The organism is Lonepinella koalarum (genome assembly GCF_004565475.1).
Classification (GTDB): domain Bacteria; phylum Pseudomonadota; class Gammaproteobacteria; order Enterobacterales; family Pasteurellaceae; genus Lonepinella; species Lonepinella koalarum.
The window spans coordinates 135332-146478 of sequence record NZ_SRHX01000007.1 but is presented as its reverse complement, the minus strand read 5'-3'; the positions used below and the strand labels follow the sequence as shown (position 1 = coordinate 146478).

The 11147-nt window shown below is 37.5% G+C and carries 14 protein-coding genes and 1 other RNA gene; 1 reads left to right on the top strand and 14 read right to left on the bottom strand.

Going from position 1 to position 11147, the window contains the following annotated elements:
- Window positions 1-190: 190 nt before the first annotated feature.
- On the bottom strand, window positions 191-937 hold the full coding sequence (locus E0709_RS09705; RefSeq protein ID WP_132300313.1) for an SDR family oxidoreductase: 747 nt from the start codon (window positions 935-937) through the stop codon (window positions 191-193).
- Window positions 938-986: 49 nt separating this feature from the next.
- Window positions 987-3059 carry an oligopeptidase A gene (gene prlC / locus E0709_RS09700; RefSeq protein ID WP_132300315.1) on the bottom strand — a complete coding sequence of 691 codons (2073 nt, stop codon included), beginning with the start codon at window positions 3057-3059 and terminating at the stop codon, window positions 987-989.
- A 110-nt stretch (window positions 3060-3169) separates the two neighbouring features.
- Here prlC and E0709_RS09695 point away from each other — a divergent pair, with 110 nt between their 5' ends.
- Window positions 3170-3532 carry a YbaN family protein gene (locus E0709_RS09695; protein WP_132300317.1) on the top strand — a complete coding sequence of 121 codons (363 nt, stop codon included), beginning with the start codon at window positions 3170-3172 and terminating at the stop codon, window positions 3530-3532.
- Window positions 3533-3790: 258 nt separating this feature from the next.
- Here E0709_RS09695 and E0709_RS09690 read toward each other — a convergent pair whose 3' ends face one another.
- The 12 genes from E0709_RS09690 to ssrA form a co-directional block, all read right to left on the bottom strand.
- Window positions 3791-4114, bottom strand: coding sequence for an addiction module antidote protein (locus tag E0709_RS09690; RefSeq protein WP_207905216.1), 324 nt, complete (start codon window positions 4112-4114; stop codon window positions 3791-3793).
- A gap of 10 nt (window positions 4115-4124) precedes the next feature.
- Window positions 4125-4436: a type II toxin-antitoxin system RelE/ParE family toxin gene (locus tag E0709_RS09685; RefSeq protein WP_132300319.1), complete on the bottom strand. Its 312-nt coding sequence runs from the start codon at window positions 4434-4436 to the stop codon at window positions 4125-4127.
- Window positions 4437-4771: 335 nt separating this feature from the next.
- A complete protein-coding gene (locus E0709_RS09680; RefSeq protein WP_132300321.1) occupies window positions 4772-5167 on the bottom strand; it encodes a helix-turn-helix domain-containing protein in 396 nt (131 codons plus the stop codon).
- A 13-nt stretch (window positions 5168-5180) separates the two neighbouring features.
- The gene (locus E0709_RS09675) at window positions 5181-5444 is read right to left on the bottom strand and encodes a type II toxin-antitoxin system RelE family toxin (RefSeq protein ID WP_132300323.1); all 264 of its coding nucleotides are present in this window, start codon (window positions 5442-5444) and stop codon (window positions 5181-5183) included.
- 457 nt (window positions 5445-5901) lie between these two features.
- On the bottom strand, window positions 5902-6357 hold the full coding sequence (locus tag E0709_RS09670) for a terminase small subunit (RefSeq protein WP_243640846.1): 456 nt from the start codon (window positions 6355-6357) through the stop codon (window positions 5902-5904).
- A 380-nt stretch (window positions 6358-6737) separates the two neighbouring features.
- The gene (locus E0709_RS09665; protein ID WP_132300325.1) at window positions 6738-7172 is read right to left on the bottom strand and encodes a helix-turn-helix transcriptional regulator; all 435 of its coding nucleotides are present in this window, start codon (window positions 7170-7172) and stop codon (window positions 6738-6740) included.
- 68 nt (window positions 7173-7240) lie between these two features.
- Window positions 7241-7573 (bottom strand): hypothetical protein, encoded by a 333-nt coding sequence (locus E0709_RS09660; RefSeq protein ID WP_132300327.1) that lies wholly within the window; start codon window positions 7571-7573, stop codon window positions 7241-7243.
- Complete coding sequence (locus E0709_RS12320; protein WP_165867199.1) at window positions 7570-7740, bottom strand: hypothetical protein; 171 nt, start codon at window positions 7738-7740, stop codon at window positions 7570-7572. The genes E0709_RS09660 and E0709_RS12320 overlap by 4 nt, the downstream gene beginning before the upstream one ends.
- A gap of 6 nt (window positions 7741-7746) precedes the next feature.
- Window positions 7747-7962, bottom strand: a complete 216-nt coding sequence (locus E0709_RS09655) for a helix-turn-helix transcriptional regulator (RefSeq protein WP_132300329.1) — start codon at window positions 7960-7962, stop codon at window positions 7747-7749.
- A 166-nt stretch (window positions 7963-8128) separates the two neighbouring features.
- The gene (locus E0709_RS09650; RefSeq protein WP_132300331.1) at window positions 8129-9043 is read right to left on the bottom strand and encodes a hypothetical protein; all 915 of its coding nucleotides are present in this window, start codon (window positions 9041-9043) and stop codon (window positions 8129-8131) included.
- Window positions 9044-9121: 78 nt separating this feature from the next.
- Complete coding sequence (locus E0709_RS09645; protein WP_132300333.1) at window positions 9122-10375, bottom strand: integrase arm-type DNA-binding domain-containing protein; 1254 nt, start codon at window positions 10373-10375, stop codon at window positions 9122-9124.
- Window positions 10376-10728: 353 nt separating this feature from the next.
- Window positions 10729-11094, bottom strand: a transfer-messenger RNA (tmRNA) gene (ssrA, locus tag E0709_RS09640).
- Window positions 11095-11147 lie beyond the last annotated feature (53 nt).

Genomic DNA, 11147 nt, shown 5'->3' with positions numbered 1-11147 from the left:
CATATTTTTTTGTAGTATTTTTTAAGCAAAATGGGCAATTTTTTTGTTCATAATTTTGAAAGTGGGTTAAAGCCTTGTACTATAAGGCTTTAACCTACTACTTAGCAACCATTTTGTCCATTATGCCTAATTTTTAGATGATAAATTACCGCACTTTGATAATTTAATATCTAAGTGCGGTATTTTTTTGCTAATTTTTTACTACATTCAACGCCGCAAAGCTCTGCGACACAGGCATAATCTCAATCCGATTAATATTTACGTGAGCAGGTTGTTGATAAATCCATAACACGGCATTAGCAATATCTTCAGGTTGAATGGCGTTTGTGCCTTTATATAGGTTAGCCGCTTTTTCATCATCCCCCTTAAAACGTACATTTGAGAACTCTGTTCCACCGCATAACCCTGGTTCAACGTTGGTGACTCGAATAGCTGTACCAGCTAAATCCGCTCTCAAATTTAAACTAAATTGTTTAACAAAAGCTTTGGTTGCGCCATAAACATTACCACCGGGATAGGGATAAGTGCCAGCAATAGAGCCTAAATTAATAATATGCCCTTGGTTGCGTTCTACCATTTTAGGTAAAATTTGGCGAGTTAAATAAGTTAAACCGATAATATTGGTATTGATCATGGTTAGCCAGTCATCAAAATGCGCTTGATGAGCGGGTTCTAAACCTAGGGCAAGACCAGCGTTATTGACTAACAATTCAATCTCCGCCCATTCTGTTGGTAGGCTGGCAAGCGCGGTGTCAATTTCGCTTGTTTTTGACACATCCATTATAAGGGGATAAAAATTCTCCCCTAACTCGACTTGTAATGTTTGTAATTTCTCTACGCGACGTGCTGCACCAATCACTTTATAGCCAGCTTTAACTAAACTTTTACATATAGCTTTACCAAAACCAGCGGATGCACCAGTGACTAAAATACTCATAAAAACTCCTTACTTAATTTGTTAACAGGGTTACTATTGTTTTGTGATGCTATTGTTTCGTGACACAGGGGGCTTTTTCCACCTTGTCCAAAATCCCTTTATGGCGTAATAACGCATCTAAGGTTGGTTTACGACCACGGAACCGTTCAAACAGTTGCATCGGTTCTTCTGAACCACCACGAGTTAAAATTTCATCAAGGAAAGATTGTCCTGTGATAGGGTTAAAAATACCTTCTTGTTCAAAGCGAGAATAGGCATCGGCGGATAATACTTCTGCCCATAAATAGCTGTAATAACCTGCGGCATAACCACCCGCAAAAATATGGCTAAAACTATGAGGAGTTCTCACCCAGTCCACTCCTTTAATTACAGCCACTTGATCTTTCACGGCTTTTAACGTGTCTAACACTTGATTAGCTTTGCCCACTTGATAATGATGATGCAGACGGAAATCAAACAAGCCAAATTCTAATTGACGTAATACAAACATCGCAGCTTGGAAATTTTTCGCCTTAATCAACTGTGTCAATTTTTCTTTTGGTAATGGTTCGCCAGTTTGATAATGCCCTGAAATAAAGGCTAACGCATCTTCTTCCCAACACCAATTTTCCATAAATTGACTTGGTAATTCCACTGCATCCCAAGGCACACCATTAATCCCAGACACATCCCCCACATCAATCAGCGTTAACAGATGATGAATACCATGCCCAAATTCATGGAATAGGGTAGTAACTTCATCGTGAGTAAATAACGCTGGTTTATCCCCGATTGGAGCATTAAAGTTACAGGTTAAATAGGCGACAGGTTTTTGTAATGAGCCGTCTGTTTTTCGTTTGCGACCAATACAATCATCCATCCATGCACCACCACGTTTGTGTTCACGAGCGTATAAATCTAAATAAAAACTGCCGCGTACTTCATCCGTCTGATCGATTAAATCAAAGAAACGCACATCTTTATGATAGGTTTCCACATCAAAACGTTCTACTGCACGAATATTAAAAATGCGTTGCACAAGTTCAAATAAACCTGAAAGTACCCGTTCTTCAGGGAAATAAGGACGAAGTTCTTCATCATTAATGGCATATAACGCTTGTTTTTGTTTTTCACTATAAAAGGCAATATCCCAAGGTTCAAAATAGGTTACATTATAATTTTTGACCGCAAAGGCTTTTAATTCACAAAGTTCTTTTTCCCCTTGTGCTTTTGAGCGAGTAGCTAAATTTTCAAGGAAATCCAATACTTGTTGTGGATTTTCTGCCATTTTAGTGGCTAATGAAAGATCAGTATAATGTTCAAATCCTAATAATTTAGCGAGTTCTAAGCGTAAGGTTAGAATTTCATCCATAATGGCGGAGTTATCCCATTTTCCTGCATTAGGTCCTTGATCCGATGCACGAGTAGCATAAGCACGATACATTTCTTCACGTAACGCTTGATTTTCACAATAAGTCAACACTGGCAAATAGCTTGGCATTTCAAGCGTGAAACGATAGCCTTGTAAACCTTTACTTTCCGCCGATTGTTTAGCTAATTGCAACGCACTTTCAGGCAAGCCAGCTAGCTCTTTTTCATCGGTAATCACTTTTCCCCAACCCATCGTCGCATCTAGCACATTATTACTAAACTGTGATGTTAAATCCGATAAACGAGCGACAATTTCGCCATAGCGTTTTTGTTGTTCTGGCGGTAAAGAAATGCCAGACAATTCAAAATCACGTAAGCTGTTTTCAATCGCTTTCTTTTGGGCTGTGGAATAGGTGGCAAATTCAGGGCTATTTTTTAAACTTAAATAGGCTTGATATAAGCCCTGATGTTGTCCTACCCAAGTGCTATATTCTGACAATAAAGGCAAACAGGCTTGATAGGCATCACGTAATTCTGGGCTATTTTTCACCGCATTTAAATGCCCAACTGGGGACCAAGCCTTACTTAGACGATCATTGACTTCCGCCAATGGCTGATAAAAATTTTGCCAAGTAAACTGCGGTTGTTTTAACACCTGTTCAGTGACATCACGGCAATCTTGGATTAATTTTTCGACAGCTGGTTGAATATATTGTGGTTCAATGCGAGAGAATGGGGGGAATTTATTGTTTTCTAGTAATGGATTTGTCATAATCTATCCTTTGATATTTAATATTAATTTTCATTTCCGATATAATCTTGTTATATTGAGGTGGATTGTAGCAAATCAAGTGAATATTGTTAAATTTTATAAGGAATAAAATGCGATTTTTATATATTGGATTAGGATTTATTTGTATCGGATTAGGGGTTATTGGTGCATTGTTACCCGTGATGCCTACCACGCCTTTTTTATTGTTGGCTCTGTTCTTCTTTGGCAAAAGTTCGCCACGTTTACACAGTTGGTTTTTACAAACGGAAATTTATAAAAAACACTTAAAATCTTTTGATGAGCAACGTGCTTTAACCAAAAAATCTAAAATTTCAATTTTAACTTTATCGACAGTGATGATGGCAATCAGTTTCTACTTTACGCCGATTTATGGCAGAATTTGTATTGTGATCCTATTATTAATTGAATACTGGTTCTTTTTCTTTTGGATTAAGACGATTGATGAAAGATAGAAATAATTAAGCATCTAAATGAGTTACGATTAAGGAAATTAGATGCTTAATTAATTGAAGAAAGATGTGTAGGCGATAGAAATTAAAGTGGTTTAGTCGCTGGGGTCATCTGAATTGGGTGCGTTCAAGCCTTATAGATACTGGGTTTTCTTAATTCAGATTTTCGCCGGTGTTACTTATGGTGTTACTTTAATTCAAAGTGTCCCCATTTTTAGATGATCAGTTATTCAAAACCGCGGTTAAATTTGGACTTGTTTTTCAAGCCGTCTTTATCCGTGGCACTAACTCAATATTCAGCCCGTTAAGAATTTTTAGCACGGTTTCAAAACGGGGCTTGCTGGATGAAAGAGTTTGATATAGGCTTTCTCTGCCAATGCCTGATTTTTGGGCTAATTCGTTCATGCCTTTCGCTCTCGCTACGGTGTTTAAGGCTTGGATAAATTCTTCAGGTGTGCCAGTGCGTAAAGTTTCCGCTAGATATAATGCAATAAGTTCATCATTCTCTAAATATTCCGCCGTGTCAAAATCGGTAATGCCGTATTTTTCCACCATTTCAGGGGAAATGTCTGTATTGTTTTCCATGTATGCCGTCCTATTTGATTATTTTGCCTGTTTTAATGTCTGCCAATATTACCTTGGCTTTTTCAATATCTGCTTGCTGTTTGGACTTATCGCCCCCATTGAGCAAAATATAAATAATTTCGCCATGTTGAGCATAGTAAATGCGGTAGCCCTTGCCTGTATTAATCCGCATTTCATACAATCCACCACCTAGGCTTTTATAATCGCCAAAATTGCCTATCATTGCTCGCTCAATGCGTTTGGTCATAGCGATTTTCGCAATCGGATCTTTCACCGTCTTAAACCACTGTTTAAATTCGGTTGTTTGCTTGATTTTATTCACGTTCCCCCTTTGAGTTGCATTGTAATGTTTTCACTACAGACAAGCAAGTATTTCATTTTCTCAATATTGGAAAAATCACAAAATAACCACAAGATGATGACGGTCAAAAAATGCGAAAATTTGCCTTTCTCCGTGAGTCCGTTACCACGTGGAAAGGCGTACCCCGTCGGAAGTACCTTTTAAAATCTGTGTTGTTTCTTAATGTACTGTATAAAATAGCCTTTTTTCGTTTTTATAAAAAAATTTTTCTTTTTTTGAAAATTTATCCCCTTAAGATATACTGTATAAAACCTATGAATAATAAAACAGCCTACCGGTTAAAGTAGGCTGTATCGCTAAAGGGTAAGCTGTTCTGGCTTCACTTGGTAAATCTTAGATAACCGCTCTAAGGTCTTCTGTTGTGGTCGGCTTTCTTTGCGTTCAGCCTGTGAAATGGCTGATTGTGAAAGCCCTGTTTGTTTGGCTACTTCTGATTGTGACAAGTTGCGGTATTTTCGCCACGCACCTAATAAACTAATATCATCATCAATCATCAAGGTTAAGACTTCGTGCGGTATCAGCTCGTTATCATTGTCTCCCTTGATATATTCCACATCTTGCCAGTGTTCATCATTGCTGGTGTCATTCGTGCTGATTGCTTTGTATTGTTGTAATAACTGATATTCTTCAATAGGTAACAACACAAAAAGCGGTGAGCCTTGTTTGTCATTGATATATTGTAATTGTGCCATTATTTCCCCCTGTTTAATTGTAGGTTTGTTCACTACGTTTTTTGACCGCTTGAATACTGATAATCTTTGGTTCTTCGTTGATGACTTCAAAAATTATGCGATAAATTCCCACTCTTAGGCGATATTGATTAGTTGTGCCTTTGAGCTTCTTTATATCTACATCAACATCAGGAAAACTAACTAAACGCTCTACGGTACTTTTTATTGCGATGATATATCGTCTATCAATTTTTAAAAGCTGCTTGGTTGCTTTTATCGTCCAGTAGATTTTATTCATTCTTTGCCGTTTGGTTATTTGTCAATAATAAGATTATAAGATATCATTATCTTATAAGCAATAAGATTATAAGATTTTAAATAAAATAAAAACCTAGAATAATCTAGGTTAATATGTCGCTTGTTGGTGGAATTAGTAGGCGTTATTATTTGCCGGTATCTGCTCTAATTCGGTTTGTATTCAGTGTTTCCGGCTATTAATTGCTTTTCTCTGTATTCAATGCGTTTTAATAAGCGTTCTGCCTGTTTTAATTGCTGCTATAAAAACTCACTAGCACATAGTTTATAATCAGCCATGATTTCGCCTATCACTTGCTTTTGAATTTCCACCAGCTCATTAATCGGGTAGGGTTCATTGTCGCTGTATAGGCTCATAAATCTATAAATTGAATTATTGCCATTTATGATGTAATGCTCAATTGCTGACGGTCTTAAAAATCGCTTTGCTTCGTTACATCTCATTTTATCGCTTCCCGTCTTGTTGGTGGATTTACTTTAAAATTATCAATGCCGTTCAACCAATCTTCAAAGCTAACATTGTTCTCAGTCGGCAAGTTTGCCATATCGTCATTGTCCGCTTTCGGCTTGTCAAAACCTAACAGCTTAGCTTTCCCCATTGTGGCAGTGATCATCGCATTTGGGTTGTTGTTGCTCTCGGCGATTTTTCTCGCTTTCTCCAATTCATCAAGCAGATTGTCAACGGTGATTTTGTGCCGTGCCACATTGTCCGCTTGTAACTGCTCAATCCTTGCCGTGATCTTGCCGTTATCTAATAGCTCTTTGGCTTTCCGGTGAACGCTTTCAGGTTTCATTTGATCCACGCTGTAGGCTTGGCGGTAGGCTTCACTGGCGTTGCCTGTTTCAATGTAGGCTAAACAGAAGGCTTCTTGTTTTGGGGTGAGGACTGTCATCATTTACTATTTTCTCGCTTCAATTTTAGATTTTCTCTGTTCTAATTTTTTAACACAATATTTCTATTTTCTTAACGTCATTGTCTTTTTTTTATACAAAACCTGTACGCATTTAGCTCTTTATGTTAAGAAAATAGAATTATTTCGCCATTCTTGGTGTTAAAAAATTTAACACGTTTATATATATACCATATCCTATAGAGATTTCTAAGAAGAGGTACAGAATTTATCTTAGTAAAAAAATACCCCCAGAAACATCAAAAAATACATTCATATGCCTCCGCGGTCGGATTTTTTACCAAAATAAACACATTTTTGTTCTCGTTTGCCTGATTTTTGCTAGCGTTGAATTAAAAATGCCTTGCTGTTCACAAGGCTTGAGATTAGGTATTGTTGGATTTTGCGTTTAGTTGGTCGTTGTAATATTTCCAACTATGCTTAATTTGGGTTGTTGGTTTTAGGTCGTGGATAGGGTAGCCATTATTTAAACATTCATCAACGCCGTGAATTGTGACCGCATACAGACTCAATACGCCTTTTCTGCCTTGTCTGCTGGTTTCTATAAATCCTTTCTCTTCCAACGATTTCAGACATTTGTAAAGCGTTTGGCGTGATAGATTGTATTCTTTCTCAACGGTATTGTAGGGGATGGCTAAGTTACCGTTATTCGTGCCGTTATATTTTCGGCAAAGATGAATAAATACTTTTGTTTCATTGCCTGTTAATGACCGAAAAGCTAGGCTGTCTAGCACCGAATTAGGGAGGGCGAGAAATTTCTCGTTAATTCGTCTGTCTTTGTTATTTTTGTGATCTGCCATATAATAACCTTTGCTTGATTAAATCGCCCCTAGTAGGTGTGAGAGTTTACAAGGGGCGGTAAATTTAATTAGGCAAATTGCCCTAAAATGTGGAGTAGTTGGCTTTCATTGAAAATCACTGCTCCACGCTCTCTAGCTTTAGCGGTGGCATAGTCTGCCAATATTTCAGCGGTTTCACGGTTTGGGATTGAATAGCGGTAATATCGCCCGTAACCGTCAGCGGTTTTCTCCCATGTTCGGTTAAATTCCACATCTAGCAAGCGTTCCAGTTTGTTTACTTCATTACGTCCGCTAGTCATATTTTCACTGAATACTAGTTCACGCTCTGAAATACCTTTCGGGTGAGCAAGTAACAATTTCGCTACTCGCTCTTTGCGTTCCGGTTGTTTGTTTCGTTTCATTTGATTTCTCCGACCATTCGTTTTAGCACAATGGCTTGATAATGTTTGTTTTCTTGTGCTTGTTGTAAGATTGAAAATAATGATTGGTTAAATGGCATTGAGCCAATAATCAACGGCTTTTTGTCTGCTTGGTAGGCGATTATTTGCCACCGGTCATTGTTCATCATTCCCCCTTAGTTAATCCGTTGGCTTGCTAATTGTTCAATGTACGCATTGATTTCACTTTCAAGGTATCCAATAGAATTAGCCCCTAAAGATATTTTTTTCGGGAAGTTTGGGCGGTAGCGTTTAGATTTTGGATTTTCCCAGTCTGCCATTGTGGAACGGCTTACGCCTAGCATTGCTAATACTTGTGTTCTACGAAGAATTTTATTGATAGTTTCGCTCATTGTGTTTTTTCCTTGTATTGGTTGAATGGTTTAAATAATGCCTATCGGTGCTGGTGGTGTGCGATAGGTTGAGCGTATTAAACAAGGAATTTTGGGCAAAAAAAATGCCCTGTACTAGTGAATAGCAGGGCTTTGCTTGTGAATGGTTACCTTTTACTAGTAAAGTTCAGTAACCTTGTAACCAATTTTTTCGTGCTGTTTTTACTTTTACTCCGTATTTTTGTGCGTTTTCTTCAGCAAAGTGATCTTTGCTAACTTTCAATCCTTTAGAAATTTGTTGCTCTTTATATTCATCAAAGGCTTTTAGAAATTTCCTTTTATTTTCCAATATTGGTTTATTTCTAGCCTCCAATGCTTTTTTAGAATTTTCCTTTATTGCATTATTGGCTATTTCTAATTTTTCAGCTTCAAATTCTTCTTTAATTATTTTTATTTTTTCTCTTTCTTTGCTTAGCAAATATTTTGCTGTTTCAATAATACTTTTTTCTTTGTGTTCAAATAATATTTGTTTAGATAATATAATCGCTTCACTAGATTGTAAACATAATTCCATTGATTTAATTGAATTTCTCTCAATTTGTTTTTTCAAAGAGTTTAGTGCTTTTCCTGTTAATGTTCTAACATATCCATGAGTAATAATTTTTAACGCACTTTGTAGATAGTAAAAAGATATAATGCCAGCTAATTGATATCCTTTAAGATTTCTAAATTTTTCAATGTGTTTAATTTTGGTAGTTAATAATACAAATATATTTGAAAGGTTAGGTAGTGGGACTGTTTCAAAGAAATATTTTCTTATTTTGCTAATTATTGGAGTGCCATCAAGCTCAAAGAAAATAGTATTGTAAATTGGATTCTTTATAATTTCCGCCTTTGCCACTCTTACAAGTTCATAATTTTGTAATTGTTCTATAGTTTTAATCAAATATTCACTTAATTCATTGTTTTTTAATATATTTATAACTTCATTTTCATCAAAATGATTAAAAATAAAACTCAATTCATCAACTAGAAATATTCCAGCCTTGGGAAAATTTGGATTTTCTCCGCATTTCTTTTTTAGTGATTTTAATAAACCCATAAAAATACCTTTACATTCTAAAATAATTATTTTCAATACAAGCTAAAATTAAAAATTTCGCCCATTTTCCACCGCACTTTACCCATTCACAATTTTTAAATGATATTCAGGCAATGCCCCATTTGAACACTGATCGACAAAATCCGCCCATGCTTGGAGCAGTTTAAAGCGTTGTGGTAAATAATCCGCTCGGTTGTATGCCATTCGCACTTTATCTTGATTAATATGTGACAGGGCAACTTCGATTAATTCGGGATTATGCCCTTGTTCGTTTAAATAGGTGCTTGCTATAGCCCGTAAACCGTGAGCAACCAGTTTTCCGTGATAGCCCATGCGTTTAATCGCCGCATTTGCCGTTTGCGTATTGGTGTGCGTTTTAGGGTCTTTTGTGCTAGGGAACAAATATTCTTTGCCACCACTCAATTTTTTAATTTCTCGCAATAGGGCTAAGGCTTGCCATGAAAGGGTAATTTTGTGTTCTCGCCCGTTGTCGGTTTCTTTGATTCCCTTGTTAATCGTCACCGTCCAGATTCGGGCTTTTTCGTCAATATCCGCCCATTTGGCGGTAGCACTTTCATTAGGGCGTGTCATTGTCAACAATTGCCACAAAATCAAATAGCGTGTTTGTAGCTTGATTTGAGCGTTATTCAGCGTGTAGAGAAATTCCCCTAGGTCTTCAGGCTTCAAGGTTTTGAAATGTTCCACCCGTGGGCTATCAAATTCTTTAGAGAGATTCGCCGTAGGGTTGTAAGGGATAATTTCACGGTGTAGGGCGAATGTCATTATTTCATTGAGCTTTTGAATGGAACGCTTTAAGGTTTCTAACGTTCCTTTTTCTTGGAGCGGTTTAAACGCTTTTAACGCCATAGGGGCGTTTATTTGGGTGATTGGATACTTTCCAAAGGCTGGGAGTAAAATCCGCTCTATAAGCCGTTTAACGTCATTTGCGTAGCTTGCTGAAAAGTTCGCACGGTTTTTGCGGTGTTCTAACCATTGCCACGCAATATTTTCAAAGGTGTTGTTAAGCTCGGCGGATTTCTCGGCTTGGATTGCTTGAATGTGCGTTTGTGGATCGACATCTTGAGCCAATAGACTGCGAAACTCTAACCGCTTTTCTCTCGCTTGTGCTAGGCTGATTTCGGGGTATGTGCCAATACTTAAATTATTGCGTTTTTGGGTGTAGGGGCGATAGTAATTAAACAACCATAATTTCGTACCATTTGGACGAACACGCAATTTTAAACCGTCCCCGTCTGAAAGGTAATATTCTTTATTTTTTGGTTTCGCTTTTTCTACTTCAGTAGCGTTTAGTGGTCTAGTTGTTCTTGCCATAATGTCCACCTTGTTTTATTGTTTGGAACACTGGGAAAAATTCCAAAAAGCCTTTTATCACAAGGGGTTAGGCATTATTTGGAACACTGTTTTTAGTGATTTGGAACACCAGCAAGGGGTTTTGGAACACCAGAATTTAAATTCACAAAGTGCCACAAAGCCTTTTGCTATAAGGGTTTAAGCCATTTTTGGAACACCAGCTTTTGACAAAAAGTGCTGGTGGTCTATCTGGTGTTCCTAAAATCACTGGATTTGATAATACCGCATAACACGGCAAAAGACAATAAAAAAGCCTTAAATCGTTAAGAAATAAGGCTTTTTTGTACGTCTTTGGATGGTGTAAAATTGTGTTTTGGTGGAGCTGGGGGGAGTTGAACCCCCGTCCGAAATTACTCTATCTTCAGTACTACACGTTTAGTCAGTCTTTAAATTCGCTTACCCCCTGCGGACAGACACGCGAAAAGATAAACTAGCTTGATTGGATTTAATGTGTCAACTCCAAGCCGAAGCCTTCACACGATCTCGTTTGGGTTTGACTCCGCTTGATCCCCGTCTTACGAGCGGAAGCTAGGGAGCGAAGGCGATGAGCAGGTTATTAAGCTGCTAAAGCGTATTGTTCGTCGTTTGCGACTATTGTTTTGCGGTTTATTTACAAGGCCTACCGCACCTTGACGTGCACTTTGGACTTCGCCAATCCCGTCGAATCCAAGATCAGCCCCAAAAGTGCGGTTATTTTAACAAAAGTTTTTGATTTTGTAAAATAAAACAAAAA